Raw genomic sequence first — 21140 nt, 5'->3', positions numbered from 1 at the left:
GGTGGGCACGATCCTGCTCGACCTGGAAGGAACGCTTTACGCCGAGGGTGAGCCCATCCCGGGCGCGACGGCAGCGGTCGCCGCGCTGCGTGAGCAAGGCCACGTGCTGCGGTTCCTGACCAACACCGACTCCAAACCTCTGGTCCGAGTCGCCGCAGACCTGGAGGGCTTCGGGCTGAGGATCCGTCAGGAGGAGCTGTTCACACCGGTGGTCGCCGCTCAACGGCTGCTCGAGGCGGTTGGAGGGAACGCTTATCTAGTCGTTGCTGAGGCTCTGCGCACTGAGTTCAAAGCCGTAGCCTGCGCTCCCTGCACGCATGTGCTGGTGGGGGACTGCCGCGACACCCTGGACTACAGCCTTCTCGATGGAGCGTTCCGCGCGCTCCGCGCGGGAGCGCAGTTGGTGGCGCTGCAGCGCGGCCGCTATTTCAAGCGCGCAGACGGCGATCACCTTGATACCGGGGCGGTCGTCGCCGCGCTGGAGTACGCCGCGGGCTGTCAGGCCGTCGTCGTCGGCAAGCCGTCGGCCGAGTTCTTCACCCTGGCCGCTGATTCGGCCGGGACCCCGGTCACCGGTTGCGTCGTCGTCGGGGATGATGCCACCACCGACATCGCCGGAGGCCGCGCGGCCGGGGCTGTCACCGTCCAGGTACGGACTGGTAAGTTCGCCGATCAACAAGCCGAAGGGCTGACCGGCGGTGCTTCGTACACCATCGACTCGATCGTGGACCTGCCCGATCTGATGGCCGGGCCGCGATGACGGTCTACTGGGTGGTCTGGGATGCCGCAGCGGCCTGGATCGTCGACCGGCTGGAGGCCGAGGGGTCGCTGCCGGCGGTACGGAGGCTGCGGGCAACGGGGAGCTTCGCCGCCGCGAGGCCACCGCGCCCCAACTGTCAGACCCCGCCCTCCCTCGCGACTCTCTTCACGGGGACAGGGACGGAGCGGCACGGCGTGACCGGCTTTCCCGTTCCGGACCGGGACGGGCCGGTCACCGGGATGAGCTCGGGTTTTGGGCCCCAATTCCCGCTGATGCCGCCGGTCTGGGCGGAGCTCGGTCTGCGGACGGCCTTCGTGCACGTCCCATGGGTGTTCGACGCTGATGGTGCCGTGGCGCCTTGGGTCGACGCCGCTGTCGAGGCTTTCAGCAGGCGAATCTTGCGCCCTGGCCATCTGCGGGTCCCCACCGGAGCAAAGGTGCAATGGCAGGGGCACATGCTTGAAGCCGTGCCGGGCGGGCTGCAGTTCGACGGCCGACTGGTGCGCCCGGCCGAGGGGTGGGTCGAGCGCCGGTTCTCTGACGGTCTCGGCACCTGGATTCGTTGTCTGGAGCAGCCTGGCGGCGATCGGTTGTTCGCCCATACCGGCCTCTACCACGCCCGTTTCGCGGGAGCGGACCTGGCTCTGGTCGAGGCGATGCGCACCGCTCCGGTCTTCGCTGGGGAGAGCGTCGGTCCCTCCTACCGGACTGGGACGTTCGGTCCCCGTCTGGTCGATGGGGGCGATGGCTCGGCGGAGGAGGTCTTCATCTCTGCGGTCCAGTGCGCGGCGCGGGCGTTCATCGGGGCGGCAGAGCGGACGCTGGCCGGCCATGAAGCCGATCTCGTCGTTCTTTATCTTCCGATCACCGACGATGTCGGGCACGAGTTCATCGGCTGGTGCGACGAGCGCAGCGGGGTGTTCCGCCCCGAAAGCGCCCCTGCCCTGTGGGAGCTCGTGCGCCAGGCCTACGGCTGGGCTGATCAGTTCCTCGGGCGGGTGCTGGACCGTGCCGACCAGAACGACACCGTGATCCTCAGCGCCGACCACGGCATCGTGGGATGCGCGAAACTGGTCCACCTCAACGAGCCCCTGGTCGAGGCGGGACTGGCCGTGTGGGACGCGGCGGGTGCCCTGGACCCTGCCCGGTCCAGCGTGGTCTACCACCCTGCCAACAATGGCTCGCTCTGCGTCAACACCAGGGACCGCCCTTACGGGGTCGTCCCACCGCAAGAGGCTGGACCTGCCATGGCCAAGGCGATGGCCGTGCTCCAAGAGGTGATCGACCCCGACACCGGTCGGCCAGTCGTCGCCCGGTTCCTGGACCAGCATGGCGTGCCGCTGTCAGACGGAGCCGTTCCTTCCGTCATCTTCGTCGAGTTGCACCACGACTACCAGCCGACCGCCGCGCCGGCCGGGGCCGGTCCTGTGGTGCGGCCGGCGGTCAAGCCGGGTGCCCACGTGGTCAACAACGGCGATGACCGGCTACTGGCCACCTTCGCGGTTGCGGGCCCCGGCATCGAAGCCCGCTGTCACCTGGGCGAAGTCGATAACACGTTCGCGGCTCAGTTGGTGCGACGGCGATTTCTCAGCTCCCTCCAGAAAGTCGATTCATGAATCTCTCCACGACGCGGCTAGCCGAGCAGAGGCACGCCAACGTCACAACCTTCCTGCGGAGCAGGCGGCTGGATCCGGCGGCGCTCGGCGCGCTCATGACTGAGCGGGTCGGCCCCGGACAGCTCCTGATCACCAGCTCGCCGGTGCACGGTCTCGCCAACGCGACCAGCGACCTGGACTTCATTCGAATCCAGGACGAACCCATGGAAGGCGCCCGGATCTCCACCAAGATCTTCGAGTGGGGTGAACATCTGGAGGTCGTCTCATTCTCCGCCGCGGAGCTGGCTGCCAACCTCAAGGAGCTCACAGACCTGGCCATTCGTCCCCCAGAAGAGATCGTCAAGGCCTTCCGGAGCTGGGACAAGCATCGGGAACCTCGGCGCAAACAGACCGAGCGCATCATCAATGGCGTGACTCTCGATGGGCAGATGCCTTATGTCGCCGCGCTGCCGGCACTGGCGGCCGTGTGGAGCCGGGCGGCACTGCAGAACTCGATCGAGCAGGCGGTTCATCTCGCCCTGGCCGAAGCCGCCGGCGAGCTGCGCGGCCGGGTCGGCTATGCGATCAACACGCTCCTGTTCCTGATGGACGCGATCCTCTCCCACCACAATGACGTCTACACCACCCGGAAGTGGTACCTGCTCAGGTGGACTCGGCTCGTCGCAGAGCAGGGCTGGGCGGATGCCTCGTTCGCCGCGCTCGGTGCGGAGGTGGAGCGGCTGCGTGTGACAGTGGCCTCCGCCCTGACCCGGCCGGATGCCCGGATCGCCGCCGACTACCTCGCCTTGGTGGGGGAAGCGGCAGCCCTCACCGCGCGGACCCATTCGGTCAGTGTCGCCTTCGACCCGGCCGATCGCGCGGACCGGTATGCCTTCCTGCCCGGCGCGGAGCTGCTGCTGACGTCGGACGGTGCAATGCCTGCTTCTGGCCAGGCTCCGGCTGGACCGTACGCCCTCACCGAGTTGAGGGACGTCCCCGGAGGCGAAGCCGGAGTGCTGCTGCGCGCCCTGCGGGGTGGCGCCTTGGCCCAGCGGATCGACTACACCGGAGGAACGAGCGCATGAAAGCAGCGGACATCCCGGTTTTCCCCCAGGTCAGGGCTGGGCATGCACGGCCCGTCACGGCGGCGGTAGAGGCCTGGATCCAGGCCGCCTGGCTGATGCTGGCCGAGGGCCGCTCCTATATCGAGGACATTGAGGGCGGGACTGATCAGCCGCAGATGCAGAGTGCCGTCAAGCTGCGACTGCTGGAGCAACTCGTCGACGTAGACAACCGGCTCGCAGGACGAGTCCCGGTGGCCGACGCGCACTGCCTCGCGCTCGGATTGGAGTACGGGCTGCAGGAGGTCGCGCAGGCCGCTGGGACCGACCTCATCGAGATCTTCGCCCTGGCGGAGGAGTTCGGCGGCCCCGGCTCCCATGACGAGATCTTCGTGTTCTGGGAGCGGCTGCTTGAAGCGTTCCCTGGCAAGCTGCCTGACCGTCTGATCGCGCAGGGTCAGCGCGACATGCTGGTGACCCTGCGCTCTTGGGCTGCGCTCTCCCGTGCGGCCGGTCTTGACATCGGCTTCCTCACCCCGTTCATGAAGGAGGCGTGATGCCGCAGATTTCCGCTACGGCCTTCGTCCCCTCGTCAGCGGCCGAACTCCGCCAGATCGTACGGGAGGGTACCGGCCTGCCGACGATCGCGCCTCATGTGCTCGAGGTCGAGCCGCAATCGGACGGGACAGCCCGTTGGAGCGTTCTGCTCAACGGAAGCCGGGTGGGCTGGACTCAGCGGGAGGCCACTACCTCAGGCCAACGGCTGGTCTTCGAACAGACCCAAGGCGACTTCGACTCCTTGGCCGTGACTTGGACGTTCGCCCCGGACTGCGCCGGCACCTGGGTCGGACTGAGCATCGCTTTTCATCTCGGGATCGACGGGCTGGCCCCGCTGCTGGACCCCATCTGGGCGCAGTCGCTACGCGCTCACGCAGACCTCCTGCTGTCCGCCCTCGCCTCTGCCAAGGAACCCAATGACCATGATTGACCTCGACTTCCTGAACACCGTGATCCGGTTCGAGATAGCACCCGACGCTGAACCCGCCTTCCAGCCGATCCGCCGCTTCTTCCGGCATCTGCTGGTGCCGGTCTCGGACCGGTCGGCCACGTTCACGATCAAGGTGGACGCGTACGATCCCGAAGCTGACGTTGACCGGCAGATCTGGGACACCGAGCAGTCGGTGATCCGCCGCAGCAACGCGGCGGAGTTCAACTTCGACGCCCATGTGGTAAAGGAGGGCGACCGCCGCAGCTACGTCAACCGCACCACTTTGGTGGACGTCCCGAAGGACGCCCGGTCGGACGGGCTGTTCCGGCTGCGGATCACTGCGGGCTCCGCCATCCAGGTCATCGACTTCCTGCGTGATCTGATCATCCGGAACGAAGAGGACCTCGGCACCGTGGTTCTGCATGCCTCCGGGCTGGTCCGAGGCAGTGAAGCCGTGATCATCGCCGGGGCGAAGGGCGCGGGTAAAACGACGACCATGCTGTCGGCGCTGCGCCGTCCCGGTTGGTCGTACTTCACCGGTGACAAGGTGTTCTGCCGCCGCGTTGGCGAGACGATCGAGGTCTACCCGTGGCGCGACTACCCGTACGTCGGTGTCGGCACTATCCGAGCCGACGCCCGGCTGGAACGGCTGGTCCGCGAACAGGTCGACCCCGGAATCGGTGAGCGGGCCGCGACCGACAAACTGCTCATCGATCCGGACCTCTTCGAGGGCTGGCTGGGGGTTGAGTTCTCGGCACAGCCGCGGCGGCTCGCAGCGATCCTGTTGCCCGAGGTCCGCCCCGGCGAGCCGCTCACTACCTGGCAGCTGCGGTCAGAGGCCGAGCGCTGGGCCCACCTTAACAAGATCGTTGACCGTCAGGTGGACACCACGTTCTTCACCTGGCAGTCCCACCTGGTACCGGACTATCGCGCGTTCTACCGATCGCTCGCCGACCTCCGGGAGGTTCTTCCGTCGGTGGCGATGGTCCGACTGCGTGGCACCCTCGATGTGGACCCTGACCGGGTACTGCGCGGCGGAGGCCTTCGGGTCGCCGTGATCGGCCTGGCGGGCAGCGGGAAGTCGACGACCGCGTCCTTGCTGGAGGAAGCAGCGACCGCCGCAGGTCTCAGCCACGCCAGGGTCAAACTGGCGAAGCCCTTGTACGACCTGCAGGACTCGGTGTATCTGGCTGCGGGCCGGGCAGTGGGCCCCGGAGCGCAAGACCAGATCCTGATGGAGGACCTAGCCGACAACCTACGCCGGATCAACCCGCGTGCTTTCATCGATGACTTCACGGTCAGGCTGAGCAACGTCGACGCGGACGTGATCGTCAATGACGACTTGCGCGACCCAGAGGTGGACGCCGTCGCCCTACGTTCCTTGGGCTTCCGGGTGTTGCGGGTTCGCTGCGATGAGGACCTGCGGCAGAAGCGATTAGTCGAACGGGGGGACCCGACACGCGCCGATCGCTCGACCAGCCGGCTGGACGAGATCGAGGCGGACCTGGAGCTGGACAACAGCGGTGATCTGGACGGGCATCGTGCCGCCGTGCGCGACCTCCTGGAGGGCTGGCTGTGATCCTCACCGGCGCGCAGATCCTGGCCGAGGTCGAGGCCGGCCGTATCCACATCGATGACTTCGACGCCGAAAGGCTTGAGCCCAACAGCTACGGCTTCCGGCTGGCGGAGGACATCCTGACCTACGAGAAGGAGGTCATCGACTGCTACGAACTACCGGAGGCCGTGCACACCGCCATGGGCTCGGACGGGATGGTTCTCGAACCCGGCCGGCTCTATCTCGGTAGCACGATGGAGGCGATGGGCAGCCCCCACCACGCGGCCACGCTCTACGCCTGCCGGTCGACCTCGACTCTTGGCATCTGGATCCAGTACTCGGCGCCGCTGGGACACAGCGGCGCGGTCTTCCCCTGGACGCTTGAGATCAAGGTTGCCCATCCCGTCCGGGTCTACCCCGGAATGATCATCGGAAAGCTCGCCTTCTGGGCGATGCAGGGTTCCGCGATCAACTACGACGGCAAGTACACCGGGTCTTCCTCGGCTGTGGCGTCCCGGTTCAGCCTCGATTTCCGGAGACCGTAGTGAGCATCACCGACGGTGACCTGTTCCGCATCCTGGCTGCGTTGGCGATCCTGCTGGGCTCAGCCAACCTGTTCGCGCGCGTGTTCAAACGGTTCCGCCAGCCCCCAGTGATCGGGGAGATCCTCGGCGGCCTCCTGCTTGGGCCGACGCTCTTCGGCATCTTCGCTCCTGAAGCACAGGCATGGCTGTTTCCCCGGACCGGAGCGGTCGGCAGCGGGCTCGGCCTGGTCAGTCAGATTGGAATGCTGCTGCTGATGTTCCTTGCCGGCGCGGAGATGAGGACAGTGTTCTCTCGCCGCGACGGCCGAACGGTCGGCATGATCGCGGTAACCGGGATGGTGGTACCTCTGGCCGGGGGCGTGCTGTTCACGTGGTCCCTGGACGGCTCCGGACTCGTCGGCCCGGCAAACGACAGCACTGCGCTGGGGCTGGTGCTGATCAGCTCGCTCGCGGTCACCAGCATTCCCGTGATCGCGCGGATCATGCTCGATCTGGGCATCATGCAAACGGTATTCGCACGAGTTGTTCTGTCGGTCGCCGTGCTGGAGGACATCGTGCTGAATGTCCTACTCGCCGTCGCGCTCGGCATGGTGAGTCATGCGAAGCAGGACGCATTCGGTCTGTCCACGGTCTTGCCGATTTCCTCCACCACCGAGTCGATCGCTTACCACACGCTTGCCTCGATCGGATTCCTGCTGCTGGCGTACGGGGTCAGCAAGGTACCTCGGCCAACTCGCCGGCTCGTGTCCGACCGCGCCGCTGACCAGGTGGCGATCCGGGTCGTGCTCACGCTGGGCGTGGCCGCTTCATGTGTCCTGCTCGGGCTGGCGCCGATCTTCGGTGCATTCGCGGTCGGACTGCTGACGGACCTGCCTCGCACAGGATCGGAATCCATGACGGCGATCCGCTCCTTCGCCTCCGGGTTCTTCATTCCCATTTACTTCGCGATAGTCGGCCTCAAGCTCGATCTGGTGCACGGGTTCGCCTTGTGGTTCACCATCGGGTTCATCCTGCTCGCCTGCGCACTGAAGATCGCCGGAGTCTTTGTCGGGGCGCGGCTGGCCGGGAGCCCCGCACAGAACGCGATCAACTTGGCGGTCGCGATGAACGCGCGCGGCGGCCCAGGGATCGTCATGGCGACACTCGCCTTTGACGCGGGGATCGTCAGCCAGCAGTTGTTCACCACCTTGGTACTCACCGCGATCGCCACCTCACTTCTCGCCGGCTCCTGGCTTGAGCGTGCACTGGCTCGGGGGCAGCTCATGCCCAAGGCCGCGGAGTCCGACCCTGCCCTGGTGTCATCCGCATCGTGACCTGCGAGGTAGAGCGTGAAGTACATCTTCGTTACGGGCGGGGTCGTCTCCTCCCTGGGCAAGGGGCTGACCGGCGCGAGCCTTGGGACGCTGTTGGCCGCCAGAACGGTGCGGGTCACCATGCAGAAGCTCGACCCTTACCTCAACGTCGACCCAGGCACCATGAACCCGCTACAGCACGGCGAGGTCTTCGTCACCGAGGACGGTGCCGAGGCCGACCTGGACATCGGCCACTATGAACGATTCCTCGATGTCGACCTCAGCGCAGTCGCCTCCATCACGACGGGAAAGATCTATTCGGAGGTACTCGCACGAGAGAGACGTGGTGGCTATCTGGGGGAGACCGTCCAGGTCATCCCGCATATCACCGAGGAGATCAAGGCGAACATCCGGCGGGCGGCGCACGACGTCGATGTCGTCATCACCGAGGTCGGCGGTACCGTCGGTGACATCGAGTCGCTCCCTTTTCTGGAGGCAATCCGGCAGTTGCGGCACGAGGAAGGTCCGGGGAACGTCTTCCACCTCCATGTCTCGCTTGTCCCCCACCTGGGCACCTCCCAGGAACTGAAGACCAAGCCGACCCAGCACTCGGTAGCGGCCCTGCGCAGCCTGGGCATCCGGCCGGACGCGTTGGTACTGAGGGCCGATCGCGCCATCCCCGACAAGGTCAAGCAGAAGATCGCTGCAGCCTGCGACGTGGAAACAGATGCGGTGGTCGCTGCCATCGACGCCGCCTCCATCTACGACATCCCCTGTGCGCTGCACGCCGAGGGACTGGACAGTGTTGTCATTGGCAAGCTGGGCCTGGTCGCGGGCGAGATCGACTGGACCCGATGGGATGATCTGGTCGGGCGGGTTCACCACCCGCTCCACGAGGTCACCGTCGCCGTGGTCGGCAAGTACGTCGAGCTGCCGGACGCCTATCTTTCGGTCGCTGAGGCGCTGCGGGCCGGTGGCTTCGCGCACCAGGCCCGGGTGCACCTCCACTGGGTGGACGCGGAGGCCTGCCTGCCCAGCCCCAAGACCGTGCTGCACGATGCGGATGCGATCGTCATACCCGGCGGATTCGGTGACCGGGGCGTCGCCGGGAAGATCGCGGCCGTGACATATGCCCGCGAGCAGCAGGTTCCGATGCTGGGTCTCTGCCTCGGCCTGCAATGCGTCGTGATCGAGGCGGCCAGATCGCTGGCAGGAATGCCTGACGCGGACTCCACCGAGTTCCGTCCTGACACCCCGCACCCAGTGATCTCTACGATGGCCGACCAGGTCGCCGCAGTCTCTGGCGAAGCCGACCTGGGCGGTTCCATGCGGCTCGGGGGTTACCTGGCGGTGCTGGCAGAGGGCACGTTGGTCCACGAACTGTATGGGACCACCGTCGTACGCGAACGCCATCGGCACAGGTACGAGGTGACCAATCAATATCGCGAGGAACTGGCCCAGCGCGCCGGCCTGGTGTTTTCCGGCACCTCCCCCGACGGGAACTTGGTCGAGTTCGTCGAGTACTCCCGCGCGATTCACCCATTCCTCGTCGCCACCCAGGCACACCCGGAGTTTCGTTCCCGCCCCACCCGGCCACATCCGCTGTTCTCCGGACTCATCGGAGCGGCGCTGAACAGGAGAAACCTGTGACCCCACAGCCTGTCGTCGCGATTGTCGACGCGTACTCGACCGCCCGTTTCCTAGCGCCCCTCTTCCACGAGCGGGATTTCCGGACTCTGCATGTTCAAAGCACACCAGAACCGCCCGCGATCTTCGCCTCCCGCTACCAGCCAAACGACTTCTACGAGCACATCGTGCACCGCGGAGACCTGGAGGAGACACTCCAACGGGTCGCCGCACATGGCCCGTACGTTGTCATCGCCGGGGCCGAGAGCGGCGTCGAGCTCGCGGACCAGCTCAGTGACCGGCTGGGTCTTCGCACCAACGGAGCCGCTCTCAGCTCCGCCCGCCGCGATAAGTACCAGATGGTCGAGACGGTGAAGGCGGCGGGCGTCGCGGCCGCCGAGCAGGTGCGGGCGACCGACGAGCAGACGTTGCTCGACTGGTACGAGAAGGTCGGCGGCAGAGTAGTGATCAAGCCGCTGCGCAGCGCGCTCAACGATGGGGTCTCCTTCTGCGACTCCGCCGACGAGGTGATCGCGGCCTTCCGGTCACTCGCCGGTTCATACAGCGCCTTCACCCAGGTGAACGACGGGGTCGTGGCCCAGGAGTACCTGCGCGGCACCGAGTACTACGTCAACTCGGTCAGCATGGACGGGATCCACTACATCTGCGATATCTGGGAGACCCAGCACCTCGACATCAACGGAGTCAAGGATCTGCTCGGCGGGTCTGTGCTGATGCCCCGAAGGGGGCCGGAGCAGGACTCGCTGGCCGCATACGCCGCCGAGGTCCTGAACGCGCTGGGGGTGCGCAACGGCGGCGCACACACAGAGTTGAAGCTCACCCCGGACGGTCCGCGGCTGATCGAGACCGGCATCCGGATTTGCGGCTCTGACCTGCCCGTGCTCACGGGCAAGGCGATCGGTGAGTCGCAACTGGAGTGGACCGTTGACGCATACGTCGACCAGGACCGCTTTAGAGAGAGGGCGATTCGCGATTACGAGATCTCGCGCCACGCCACCTGCATCAACATGATCTCACCTAGGTCGGGTGCGCTGGCCGCATACCCGCGGATGGCCGAGCTGGAAGCCCTGGAGAGCTTCGACGAGGCCCTGATCCGGACCCGGGTAGGCGACAGGCTGCATCGCTCGATCAACGACATGACCTACCCCATGCTGGTCCATCTGGTCCACGAGCTGCCGGGGGTCGTCCAGCGGGACTATCACACGGCCCGTTACCTCGACGGGGAAGGCTTCTATGAGGTCGTCAACTGAGCGGGTCACTCGTATCGCCCACATCAGCGACCTGCATATAGACGCGGACGGGCGCCATGGTGCCCGGGCGTCCCGGGTAGTTGAGTATCTGCGGCGGCGGGCGGAGCACCTGGCGGGGGTGGTCATCACTGGTGACCTGACCCAGGACGGGCTCGACCGCGAATACGAGGCGCTCGCGGAGGTACTTGATCCGCTGTCGGGGGTGCCGGTCTTCGTCTGCCCTGGCAACCACGATGACCGAGTCCTGATCCGCCGGATGCTGCTGAACCAACCAGGGGGCGGTCCGGTCAACCAGGTAGTCAGGGTCGGCGAGCTCACCGTGCTTCTCTGCGACGCTGTCGTGCCGGGCAGGTCGAGAGGCGAGCTCGGAGCGGCAACGCTCGAATGGCTCGCAGAGGCGTTGCGCGGGTCCAGGGGGCCGACCGTGGTCGCCTTCCACCAGCCTCCGCTCGCGCTCGGCGTCTCCAGCCTGGACGGCTCCCGACTCACCGATTCTCAGGCACTCGCCGACGTGCTGGCCGACCACCCCCAAGTGGTCGGGATCTTGTGTGGCCATGTCCATACGGCCGTGCGTACCGAGTTCGCCGGGATCCCGTTGATCATGGCGCCCAGCACGGCCTATGCCTGGAAACTCCCGCTGGACCGAGCCGATCCTGATCATGGGGTCACTGAACCGTTGGTGGTCTTGCACGAATTCTGGGACGACCGCCTGTTCACCTATTTCCAACCATGCCCTGACTACAAGATGGAGCAATTCTGATGGGCGTCATCAAGCGCGACGAGTACGACGAAGCGCTCTTCGAAGATCTGTCGGCGATCAACGACGGCGGCGTAGATGCCACCGAGAGCGCAGTGATCCGGCGGCTCGCCGGAAACTGGCACCGCCGCGCGAGTGTCAAGCGTGACGAACTCCGCTTGGAGGACCTGTACGAGCTGGACCGCCCTGACTATCCGGAGAGCATCCTTCCGTTCCGCGACCATCCGACCTGGCTTGCTCTCGACCCGGCTAAGCGCAGCGACGTGCTCACCTGGGCGATCATCGCCTTCAACCGGAAGACGATCGTGACCGAAGAGGCGATCGCCAACCCGGCCTTCGGGTTGGTCATCAGCGGGGAGTTCCCTGCCCTGTCCGGTGACGAGTTGGAGACGTGCCTCACCCAGGCGATGGTCGACGAGCAGTACCACACGCTCATGCACATGAACGCGAGTGCCGTTACGCGAAAGCTGCGCGGAAAACCATACCCGGATAACGCGCTGCCGCTGCCGCTGCACTCGCGGCGCCACCAGGAGTTATGGGAAGGGTCTGCCGAGCGCTGGCAGCGCAGCCTGACGACCCTTGCCTTCGCGACCATCGCCGAGATCGGCATCGGCCCGTACCTCGACACGATCGCTGACGACCCCGGCATCCAGCCCGTGCACAGCGCCACCGCTCGGCTACACGCCCGTGATGAATACTGCCACTCGGCTATCGCGGCCGAGTTGGCCAAGAAGGTCTATCCGAGCCTCGACCCAGCGCAGCAGCGATTCTTCACCCGCTCGGCCTTCGATGCCCTGACCGCTTACACGACCGCTGACTACGGCACGTGGGAGCGCATCATGGACCTGGTGGGCGTGGCGGAGGGGCGCAGCATGCTGGAAGACTGCAAGAGCCCCGGCCGCAGCCGCCTGTTCAGCGACTTCAGTGGGATTCACTCGCTGTTCTCGGAGATGGGCGTCCTCGAGGAGATCGACTTCGATTGGTCAGTCGTCCAGACCCATCGGTAAACCCGCAGGGCTCTCGCGAGCCAGGTATCTCCGCGATTCAGGAGGCTGACCGGCGGGCGAAGATCGACGCGGAGCTTCGGCGAACGGATGCAGGAGGAGACCCCGGCGGGCGTTGGCCGACCTGCCGGCCACGGTCATCACCACGTATGCGGCGGTGATCGCGGGGAACGGGGAGGCTGCGGCGGCCGGTCTTGAACAGATCACCGCACAGGCGGGTGCGCCCGCCGTGCGGCCAAGACCCTGGCAGCGCCTTCCCGGTCCGGTCCGGTCCGGGCACGGCGGGGACGGGCGACCGGTCCGCGCCGCGCCCCTGGCCGCCTTGTGCACCGCGCTGGAGTGCAGCCCCAACGACCTGTTCGAGGTTGACACCCCCCGTCGAGCAGCCCCGTCCGGCCACCGCCGCCGACAGCCGAGCCGAAGACCGTCTCCAGCGGGGGCCGGTCCATGCCACCGCTGTGACCTGAGCGGGAGGGCTCGTCCTTGCTGTACAGCAGCCTGGTACAGCAACGCCGACGTGCAACAGCACGCGTCGACAGCCTCCAGCTGCCACTTGACCAGGAGGAAGGCCTCTCTGCGTTGTGACTGGCTCCTGTTTGCAAGCAGGCACTCACGTTCATGACGACGACTCAATAGGCTGACTCGACGTGCAACGACTTGCGCTCTTCGATCTGGACAACACACTCGTGAACCTCGATGAGGCTTTCCGCGTATGGACCACGGAGTTCGTTGACGAGCACGGCCTTGGGCGGGAGGCGGTTGATCGGTTGATCGCTCTCGACCAGGACGGCGTTCCACACCGTGCGGTGTTCTTCGCTAAGGTCCGGGAGCACTTCAGGCTGCCTGAGCCTGTCGAGGAGCTGTGGCGCCGATACCGGACGCGCATGCCGCATCTCGTGCGCTGTCGACCCGAAGTCCTGGACGGCCTGGCCGGGCTACGAGCGAGTGGCGCGTTGCGATCGTGACTAATGGGACGGCCACAGCCGTAGGCGAGACGCCCAATATGCGGGCAATGATCAAGAGCCGGGACGACAGCCAAAGGTGCGTTTCGGCAGGTCAAAGGGAGTTCCGCCAGCGTCACCGCCCGTTGACGAAGCAGCGGTAGAAACGCCAGGTCGGACGGGTCGGACACCGATCGGCGGACCAGCACGCAGCGACGGGAGCTGTCGCGCGCAGCCTGCCATCGCCGCCCCCGCGCTGCCAGCGATCCCCGACCACCCAGTTCTTCAACGTGCTCGAACAGATCCCCAGATCCCGGGCTACCTGCGCGATCGGCTTGCCGGTCTCCCGGACCAGCCGGACCGCACCCTGCCTCTGAAGTCCTGGTCGAACTTCCTGCGCATCTCTGCCATCGACTGCCTCCCTCAAGGCGATATGGCCACGCTACGAGGGGAAACGCACACCCGGAACCGTCATCCCGTAGAGGGACGCAGGACGATCTTGTCGTAGTGATTAGCGAAGAAGGAGACGAAGGCCAGTGCTTCGGGGATCACACCCATTTCGTTGCTGTGTGCGGTCAGCAGCGCGGTGGCGTTGTTGCCGCGGGTGGCGTACACGGTGAAGGCACGGTTCGCCGGTAGGCCCCGGACGTCGATGTCCACTTCATCGACTCCGCGAAGTGCCCGGATTTGGGCGTTCCCCGCCGCCCCGGGGACTCCTTGCACTTCGATGGGGTGGTTTTCGATGCGCATGCCCAAGCCCTGCTGACCGAGGTGTGCGGTGCTGCCTGGGCTGGTGCGGGCGACGTAGACCAACGCCATCGGGGACTGACCAATGCGCAGGGTATCGATCACTTTCATGGATCTGGTGTCGATCACGTCGACTGCGTCGGAGTACTGCAGCGCCACGTACATGCGGGTGTTGTCCGGGCTGGGCCAGATACCGTGCGGACCGAGACCGTGGTTTTGGATGCGATTGACCAGAGTCGGTGGGCCGCCGGTGGTCGAGCGCCGATAGACGAGGGTCTGACCGAGGTCGCCCACGGTCATGTAGGCATAGTTCACGCCATCGACCGTGACGAAGTTAGGGTGGTTGGTCCGCGGGCCGGTGTTCAAGACGGCCTCAACCTTGTACGTCTGCGCGTTGACCACGGCGGTGGTATAGCCGTTGTCCGGCATGCCCAACCAGATCTCTTTGCCGTCGGGGGAGATCGCCTCGTCGGAGGAACCACCAGCAACGTTCGGTACCGTGACGTGCTGGATGATCTTGCGGCTGGGCACATCGATGACATCGAAGGCTTCGGCCCGCAGATGGTTCACGTAGGCCCGCCTGCCATCGGGGCTGAAGACCACCTTCGATGGGCCGTCTTCGGAGTGGATGCGGGCGATGACCCGGTCATGGCGCCAGTCGATGACCGCGACGGTGTCCACGCCTCGCTCGGCGACCCACAGTTCGTTTCCATCAGCGGAGAAGAATCCTTCGTGTGGGGCGCGGTCAAGGTAGATGGTGTGCGCGACGGCGTTGGTGGCGGTATCGATGACGTGGACGGCGTTGGTGGTGACGTCGACGACGTCGAGGTATCTGCCATCGCGCGAGAAACCGAGGCCGTGGACGTCGATTTCCCCGTCGTACATCGCGCCAAGAATATCCGCGTCGACGTCCATGCGCGGTTTGCCCAGTGCGATCGTGCCCAGCACCGTGTCGGTCTTCGGATTGATCACACTAACCGTGTTGGAATCTTGGTCGGCGGTATACACCCGGTCATTCGCCGAGATCGGCTGCGCGCCAGGCAACGCCGGCGCCTGTGTCACGCCAACCACCGCACTCTGCTGGGCGGCCAGCGACCGCGGCGCGCAGGCAGCCGTCAGGGTTGCCACGATCGTTAGCAACGCAATAACGACCGTTCTACTGTGCGGACCTTGGGACGAGCACATACGTACCCCCCGAGAAAATCTCTCGACTACGTATCCCCCGAGAAACCAGCCCACCCACGACTATCGCGCCGATAGCGACATCATTATGCTAGGTGTGGTTTCTTATATCGTACCTTGCCCGGGCCGGGTTACTCGCGAATGGCACCTTCCCCACCAATGCCGACGGCATCGCCGTCGGTGGCATCCGTACAACAACGCGTGGCGTGAAGACCCGCTGATCCTCCGATGCGGAGACCGTGCCTTTTGCTGATTTGGCGATTCATTACCCCCCGCTGCCCCCGCACGGCATCCACGGTTAGACGGGGACGAAACCTAAACTCGCCGAGGCCCGGGGATGACTCCCCAGCCCTGCAGGGTCCGCTGTGATCACTCACTGAGAGCGCTCATGATCTTTCTATTCGCTTGGTGTGTCTGCCCATCGATGCACTTGGCGTAGGCGCGCTGGAGCACCTCGACGCTGTGCCCCCGCGCGCTTCGCGACCTCGGTAGCGGGGACGCCGGCCGCCAGCCACAGCGAAGACCGCGGCATGCCGAAGTCTGTACGCCGTAGCCGCCAAGGCCCGCACCTCTTTCCAGAAGCGGGAGATTGCCAAGGCAGTGTAGAGACCGCCCTTGCTTGTGGCGGAGAGCCTGCCGTCGTCGGCCAAACCGTACTTCTCGATGCGCTCCCGCAGGATCGTCACCAGAGCCGGAGGGATCGGAACCGGGCGCGTGTCCTTCTCCGGACGATGCTTCAGGCCCCGATCGTCGTGCGCTTCCCCGGAGTCCGTGTAGGTACGGGGGTCGACCTCTTCGACCGTGTCCGGGGGCGTCCACTTGACCCCGTCAAGCGGGTTGGTCTCTAACATCTTGTCTTCCACGGCTAGTTCCAGCAGTGTGATGGAAGACCTCCTGCTTGTGTCTGCGTTCGTGTTCGGCGGGGGTGAGTTGCCCGTTCGAGGAGTGGCGGCGGCGTGGGTAGTAGAACCCTCGATGTAGCCGAACACCGCTCGTTCTGCCTGTGACCTGATGTGGAAGGCCCTCTGGTCGATCACCGACGCTGGCCCGCTCGCTGCGCTCAGACCAGCCCCATCGAGTCGATGATCTCCATCTGCCGTTATCACGCCACCAATGTCAGGAACTGGAAGGACGGCACGATGGGCTGCGTTGGTGCGTGACCGAGGCCACCAAGCAGTTCCGCACATCCCGGAGGCGACACCACGTCCCGATGGGGGCGTCCGTTTGGATACGCGGAGCTACTTCCTGGCACCGCTCGCGGCGCCTTCGAGGCCGGTGTCGAGGATGTCCAGGGCCCGAGAGACCGTCTCGCTCAGGGTCGCGGTGATCTGGTCCGGCGGCTGGCCTTCGCTCCGTAGCCGGGTCGCCTCGTTGATCATGGCGCTGACGGTGGTCATGATGAACGCGGCGAGCGCGCGCGCCGCGACGGCTCCCAGGTGCGCGGGCACCCGGTCGGACAGGATCGCCGCCAGGTCGTCCTGGTAACGGCTGCCGCGCAACCGCAACGCGTCCAGCAGCGCCGGACTGTTCTGGATGACGGCGGCGACGCCGGCGAGCCGCTCGTCGGCCGCGGTACGCGGGTCCTCGTGCTCCGGCGCCTCCGGCACCTCGGCCAGTCCGGCGAGCATGCGCGGCAACTCCTCCTTGAGGAACTCCGGCAGCGGAGTGCTCAGTGGGAGTTGGGCGATCAGGTCGATCAGGTCGGCCTCCACCGGGCGGTGCCAGGCGAGGAGGAGGTCCTCCTTGGCCGGGAAGTGGTTCACAACGGTCTGCTTGGCGACATCCGCGGCCGCGGCGATGTCGGCGATGGTCACGGCGTCGTAGCCCTGCTCGCTGAACAGGGTGAGGGCCGTGTTGGCGATTCGCTCGCGGGTCTCGCGGCGCCGCCGTTCGTGCCGGTTCGGTGTGGTTTCCTCGATCACCATAGTAGTACCGTACCATTATTAGTACGGTACTACTATTGGTACCGTACTAATGTCGACCCACTACAGAAGATGACGAGGATCGCGATCGACCACGCCAGAGCGGCCGTCATCGCGTGCCGCCGTGGCCATGCGTCCTGCGCCGCGGCGACGCGGGTTTCGAGCAGGTCGCGACTGGCGGCTGGACACCCGCCTTAAGGCCGTTGCTCCGCAGGTGTGATCCGCCGCAGCAGATAGGTGTCCATGATCCATCCTTTGCGGGCGCGGGCTTCGGCGCGCAGCTCGCGGATGCGGTCCGCGACCTCGCGTACCGGCCCGGCCACGAGGATCTCGTCGGGGGTGCCCAGGTAGGCGCCCCAGTAGATGTGGAAGTCGTCGTCCAGATCGGCGAAGGCACAGTGGGCGTCAAGCATGACGACGATGTCGTCGGCCGCCACGGCTCCCTCCTGGGCCAGGCGGCGGCCGGTGGTGATGTGGACCGGCCGGGCGACCCGGGTCAGGCTGGTGCGGTGGCGCGCGGTCAGCGCGGACACGCTGCTGATGCCGGGAACGACCTCGTACTCGAAGGAGACGCCACCACGGTCGAGGATCTCCTCGATGATGGCCAGCGTGCTGTCGTACAGGCCGGGATCTCCCCAGACGAGGAACGCTCCGGTCTGCCCGTCGCCCAGTTCGTCCTGGATGAGCCGCTGGTAGATCTGAGCCCGGCGGGTGCGCCAGTCTTCGACGGCGGCGGTGTAGGCGGGCGTGGTCCGATCGCGCTCGGGGTCACGGGCTTCGACGATCCGGTACGGCCGGCGTGCGTGCTCCTCGATGAGGTCCTGCCGCAGTCGGATCAGATCATGCTTGGCCTCGCTCTTGTCCAGGATGAAGAACACATCGGCGCGCGCGATGGCCTTGGCCCCTTGGAAGGTGAGGTGGCCGGGGTCGCCGGCGCCGATGCCGATGATGAGGATGCGCTTCACCCGCAAGATTCTGCCTCCTGCGGTCCGGGAAGGGCGCGTTGGGCGTCCCCTCGGTGCCGACCGACCGGACAAGCCGCCAGAGGACTCGTGAACGAAGGGCGGGGGGCAAAGACCTTGATCGGTCTTCTCGCCGAGCCCTCGGCTGACGGTATGTCGGTTGTGTCCGTCAACGGCGGGGCTCAGTCCCGACACTGCCTGCCCGCCCTGCCCGCCCTGTTCCGCACCGCCCGGATGGCCCGCCTGCTCGACGGCCCCGACGAGCTGCACATCACCACCGTGGCCCGCCGCGTGCTCCGCTGAGCATCCCGAGCGGCCATACCTTGATCGACGACGGCCGTACGGGCCGTGACCCCCACCGGTCACGGCCCGTACGGCTTCGAGTGATCATTCGATTTTCTGGGTGCGTGAGCCTCAGACGGCGGGGATGGTGGGCGTCGCGTCGACGGACGGGATCTTCTGGAGGTCGGCGCTCACCGCCTCGTCATCCTTCTGCGGCTCAGCGGCGTTCTCCTGCGACTCCGCGGCGTTCTCCTGCGGCTCCGTGACGTTCTCCTGCGGCTCCGCGGCGTTCCCGGGGAGGGAGGCCTTGTCGTCCTTCGCCGCGGCCTCGGGCTGGTGAGCGGCGTCCGCGGGCGCCACGACCGCGACGTCCCCGAGGCTCGGTGCGTCCTGCGGGGACACCGCGGAAGGCGTCACGGAGGCCGTCTCCGCACCGGGGACGGCGGGGGTCCCGGGGTCGTCGACGGGCAGGCCGGGGAGGCCCGGCGTGGAGTCGACGCCGGGCGCCGGGTCGGCGGCGGGAGCAGGGGCGTCCGGCAGGTTCGTCCCGATGTGCTGGATGTCGGTGATCAGGTCCTTGCTGGGGTCCTGCGTGGTCACGCTCGGCACCTGAAGATCGGCCGGCGGGTCGGTGACCGCGGGCGCGGTGATCGACGGGTCCTTCGAGGTCAGCGGGTCGCCGGCCACCGGCGCGGTGCTCGACGGGGTCAGCGGGCCACTGACCGCCGGCGCCGTGCTCGACGACTCCTGTGAGGCCAGCGGGTCGTCACCGCCGGGCACCGCCGCGGCCGCGCCGCCCATCCCCAGCCAGACGCCGCCCACGGTGACGGCGGCCAGCGCGAGGACGCCCCGGATGCTGCTTGAAGTGCGCATGAAAACTCCCCGAATACGTTTTGGGATGTGAACGAGCACTGAAGGTAGCCCTCGACAGTTCGCCTTCGGCGGGTCGATCACCCAATGCTGGTCAGTTCCTTACCGGGAGGAGCGCGGGGCGTCGTTAACCAATGTGGCACCAGCCCAAAACGCGGGTGATAACAGAGCCAGGGAGGCCGGGAGGGATCTGCCCCCGAGGTGCTGTCCCGGGATCTGGGCGCTACGAGGAATTCGATGCGAGATCGGGCGGGGTCCAGCCGGAGCGGCGACATCCTCAGCAGCGGTCTGCTCGGAATCGGCCTGGTGTGTCCTGCGGCGATCACTGCTTGCCATTCCTTGACCCGCTCGCGCCCAGAACCATGATCGACGGCTGGATAGCGTTGACAGCAGTCACAATCAGTGACTGCACTCGGACAGGAGGATACAAGGATGATTCGCCGACTACTTCTGGTCAGTTCTGCCTGTGCCGCTCTCGCCGTCGTGGCGCCGGTCGCCGCTTCGGCGGACGCGTCGGCTCCGCACCATCCAGTCACAGTCACGCAGGCCCACCAGGGTGGCGACTGGGGCCACTCCGGCGGCGGCCCGAGGGGCGGCCACTGGGGAGGCGGCGGCGGTTGGGGCCGTCCCTGGGGCGGCGGTTTCGGCATCCGTCCGTGGGGCGGCGGCTACTGGGGAGGCGGCTACTGGGGAGGCTACGTGGGCGGTCCCTACGTGCCCGCCGGTTACCTGCCTGCCGGCTACCTGCCTGCTGGTTACCTGGCCAGCGGGTACCTCGCCGGTGGTTATGTGGCCAGTGGTTACCTGCCCGGCGGCGCGCTCGTCGCCAACGGCCTCGGCCTCGCCAGCGCCTGCGGCGTCTGCGGCTGATCCGGCACTGGTCACGAGGTGGCGGCCCCGACGAACACCTCAGGGCAGAGCCCGTCGGGTAGGCGACCTGTGACCGGTTACACGCGAAAGTGATCGCGCCGAGGCCGGCGCGCTCACAGTCAAGCTCGGAGGTCCCGAGCCGGTTTATTGGGTCTCGTTTGTCAGCGAATTTTGCTGACAGGCGAGACCCAGCACGCCCGCGCCTCACTGTCGCACCGAATGCCTGCGCCTCTCATACCCCCGTAGACGCGAACTCTCACGAGTGACGCTCCCCCCGCTTTCCCCCGCCTGACCGGATCGCCTTCTTGGTGTGCCGCCCCCCGACCCCCCGGCAGCCGGGCACCCGAAGACCCCCGTGCCGAGAACTCATCGCCGGCGACTGGGCCGTGCCCATCGCACCGGCCGGCGTCCGACCGACCAGATCGCGCCCCCGCCAGCCGACCACGGACCTGGTTCGCGAGCCGATGACCCCGAGGTCCGATGACCCCGAGATCCGACGGCCCTGACCGAATGCGTTCGGTCCTCGCGGACCGCCGCGAGAAAGCCCCCCGTCCGAAAATCGGGCAAATGCTGCTAAAATCACTATGCGGCGACCCATGCCCCAATGGACGCCGATTACCGGTTACCTTCTCAAATACCGCCTCCCCAGACGTGGGCGGGCTTCTGGCTTCCATCTTGTTGACAGGACGACTACTGGTTTACAGAGGATTGCTCCCTGTCGTCAGGATCTAGCGGGCATCATGAGGGCAGTCACGATGAAAAAAGTCGAGGAGCTGACAACCAAATGCCAGCATGGCGCGTGACAGCCGATCCGCCCCCCACCCCTCTGAGCGACCGCATCCGCGACCATGTCAAGGACAAGGACCCCAGCATCCGGACGCTGGCGTTGCGGTCGGTGGATCCTGTCACC

21 protein-coding genes and 1 pseudogene are annotated in these 21140 nt (G+C 66.4%); 16 read left to right on the top strand and 6 right to left on the bottom strand.

What is annotated here, in order from left to right; genetic code table 11:
• The first annotated feature begins 1 nt into the window (after position 1).
• From AB0B89_RS18490 to AB0B89_RS18430, 13 genes are all read left to right on the top strand, one after another.
• The gene (locus tag AB0B89_RS18490; RefSeq protein WP_358553836.1) at positions 2-760 is read left to right on the top strand and encodes an HAD hydrolase-like protein; all 759 of its coding nucleotides are present in this window, start codon (positions 2-4) and stop codon (positions 758-760) included.
• The gene (locus tag AB0B89_RS18485; protein WP_358553833.1) at positions 757-2376 is read left to right on the top strand and encodes an alkaline phosphatase family protein; all 1620 of its coding nucleotides are present in this window, start codon (positions 757-759) and stop codon (positions 2374-2376) included. The genes AB0B89_RS18490 and AB0B89_RS18485 overlap by 4 nt, the downstream gene beginning before the upstream one ends.
• The gene (locus AB0B89_RS18480; protein WP_358553831.1) at positions 2373-3440 is read left to right on the top strand and encodes a DUF6001 family protein; all 1068 of its coding nucleotides are present in this window, start codon (positions 2373-2375) and stop codon (positions 3438-3440) included. The genes AB0B89_RS18485 and AB0B89_RS18480 overlap by 4 nt, the downstream gene beginning before the upstream one ends.
• Complete coding sequence (locus tag AB0B89_RS18475) at positions 3437-3973, top strand: DUF6031 family protein (protein WP_358553829.1); 537 nt, start codon at positions 3437-3439, stop codon at positions 3971-3973. The genes AB0B89_RS18480 and AB0B89_RS18475 overlap by 4 nt, the downstream gene beginning before the upstream one ends.
• Positions 3973-4404, top strand: a complete 432-nt coding sequence (locus AB0B89_RS18470) for an SRPBCC family protein (protein ID WP_358553827.1) — start codon at positions 3973-3975, stop codon at positions 4402-4404. Before AB0B89_RS18475 ends, AB0B89_RS18470 begins: the two co-directional genes overlap by 1 nt.
• The gene (locus AB0B89_RS18465; RefSeq protein ID WP_358553825.1) at positions 4391-5983 is read left to right on the top strand and encodes a hypothetical protein; all 1593 of its coding nucleotides are present in this window, start codon (positions 4391-4393) and stop codon (positions 5981-5983) included. Before AB0B89_RS18470 ends, AB0B89_RS18465 begins: the two co-directional genes overlap by 14 nt.
• The gene (locus tag AB0B89_RS18460; protein ID WP_358553823.1) at positions 5980-6504 is read left to right on the top strand and encodes a hypothetical protein; all 525 of its coding nucleotides are present in this window, start codon (positions 5980-5982) and stop codon (positions 6502-6504) included. Before AB0B89_RS18465 ends, AB0B89_RS18460 begins: the two co-directional genes overlap by 4 nt.
• Positions 6504-7817 carry a cation:proton antiporter gene (locus tag AB0B89_RS18455; protein ID WP_358553821.1) on the top strand — a complete coding sequence of 438 codons (1314 nt, stop codon included), beginning with the start codon at positions 6504-6506 and terminating at the stop codon, positions 7815-7817. The genes AB0B89_RS18460 and AB0B89_RS18455 overlap by 1 nt, the downstream gene beginning before the upstream one ends.
• A gap of 15 nt (positions 7818-7832) precedes the next feature.
• Positions 7833-9446, top strand: coding sequence for a CTP synthase (locus AB0B89_RS18450; protein WP_358553819.1), 1614 nt, complete (start codon positions 7833-7835; stop codon positions 9444-9446).
• A complete protein-coding gene (locus AB0B89_RS18445; RefSeq protein ID WP_358553817.1) occupies positions 9443-10693 on the top strand; it encodes an ATP-grasp domain-containing protein in 1251 nt (416 codons plus the stop codon). Before AB0B89_RS18450 ends, AB0B89_RS18445 begins: the two co-directional genes overlap by 4 nt.
• Positions 10677-11453: a phosphodiesterase gene (locus AB0B89_RS18440; RefSeq protein ID WP_358553815.1), complete on the top strand. Its 777-nt coding sequence runs from the start codon at positions 10677-10679 to the stop codon at positions 11451-11453. Before AB0B89_RS18445 ends, AB0B89_RS18440 begins: the two co-directional genes overlap by 17 nt.
• A complete protein-coding gene (locus AB0B89_RS18435; RefSeq protein WP_358553813.1) occupies positions 11453-12457 on the top strand; it encodes a diiron oxygenase in 1005 nt (334 codons plus the stop codon). The genes AB0B89_RS18440 and AB0B89_RS18435 overlap by 1 nt, the downstream gene beginning before the upstream one ends.
• A 644-nt stretch (positions 12458-13101) precedes the next feature.
• Positions 13102-13419 (top strand): hypothetical protein, encoded by a 318-nt coding sequence (locus AB0B89_RS18430; protein WP_358553811.1) that lies wholly within the window; start codon positions 13102-13104, stop codon positions 13417-13419.
• Positions 13420-13531: 112 nt separating this feature from the next.
• Here AB0B89_RS18430 and AB0B89_RS18425 read toward each other — a convergent pair whose 3' ends face one another.
• The 3 genes from AB0B89_RS18425 to AB0B89_RS18415 all read right to left on the bottom strand — a co-directional run bounded on the left by AB0B89_RS18425 (position 13532) and on the right by AB0B89_RS18415 (position 16361).
• On the bottom strand, positions 13532-13822 hold the full coding sequence (locus tag AB0B89_RS18425; protein ID WP_358553809.1) for a helix-turn-helix domain-containing protein: 291 nt from the start codon (positions 13820-13822) through the stop codon (positions 13532-13534).
• A gap of 44 nt (positions 13823-13866) precedes the next feature.
• Positions 13867-15270, bottom strand: coding sequence for a hypothetical protein (locus AB0B89_RS18420; RefSeq protein WP_358553807.1), 1404 nt, complete (start codon positions 15268-15270; stop codon positions 13867-13869).
• Between the two features lie 440 nt (positions 15271-15710).
• Entirely contained in the window at positions 15711-16361 is a 651-nt protein-coding gene (locus AB0B89_RS18415) for a hypothetical protein (RefSeq protein ID WP_358553805.1), read from the bottom strand.
• Here AB0B89_RS18415 and AB0B89_RS18410 point away from each other — a divergent pair.
• Positions 16361-16507 (top strand): annotated as a pseudogene (locus AB0B89_RS18410) (IS256 family transposase); the annotation flags it as partial. The gene AB0B89_RS18415 and the pseudogene AB0B89_RS18410 overlap by 1 nt on opposite strands.
• A 55-nt stretch (positions 16508-16562) precedes the next feature.
• Here the strand turns inward: AB0B89_RS18410 and AB0B89_RS18405 are convergent.
• Positions 16563-17249 (bottom strand): TetR family transcriptional regulator, encoded by a 687-nt coding sequence (locus AB0B89_RS18405; RefSeq protein WP_358553803.1) that lies wholly within the window; start codon positions 17247-17249, stop codon positions 16563-16565.
• A 191-nt stretch (positions 17250-17440) separates the two neighbouring features.
• The gene (cobF, locus tag AB0B89_RS18400; protein WP_358553801.1) at positions 17441-18211 is read right to left on the bottom strand and encodes a precorrin-6A synthase (deacetylating); all 771 of its coding nucleotides are present in this window, start codon (positions 18209-18211) and stop codon (positions 17441-17443) included.
• Positions 18212-18361: 150 nt separating this feature from the next.
• Between cobF and AB0B89_RS18395 the strand changes: the two genes are divergently transcribed.
• The gene (locus AB0B89_RS18395; protein ID WP_358553799.1) at positions 18362-18511 is read left to right on the top strand and encodes a hypothetical protein; all 150 of its coding nucleotides are present in this window, start codon (positions 18362-18364) and stop codon (positions 18509-18511) included.
• Between the two features lie 111 nt (positions 18512-18622).
• On the opposite strand, the gene AB0B89_RS18390 is transcribed toward AB0B89_RS18395, so the two are convergent.
• Positions 18623-19363, bottom strand: coding sequence for a hypothetical protein (locus AB0B89_RS18390; protein WP_358553797.1), 741 nt, complete (start codon positions 19361-19363; stop codon positions 18623-18625).
• A 429-nt stretch (positions 19364-19792) separates the two neighbouring features.
• Between AB0B89_RS18390 and AB0B89_RS18385 the strand changes: the two genes are divergently transcribed.
• Positions 19793-20230, top strand: coding sequence for a hypothetical protein (locus tag AB0B89_RS18385; RefSeq protein ID WP_358553795.1), 438 nt, complete (start codon positions 19793-19795; stop codon positions 20228-20230).
• Positions 20231-21140 lie beyond the last annotated feature (910 nt).

The sequence above is a fragment of the Sphaerisporangium sp. NPDC049002 genome (assembly GCF_040649355.1).
In the GTDB taxonomy this organism is placed as follows: domain Bacteria; phylum Actinomycetota; class Actinomycetes; order Streptosporangiales; family Streptosporangiaceae; genus Sphaerisporangium.
The sequence above is the reverse complement of the archived record's forward strand: the minus strand, read 5'-3'. Positions and strand labels throughout refer to the sequence as shown.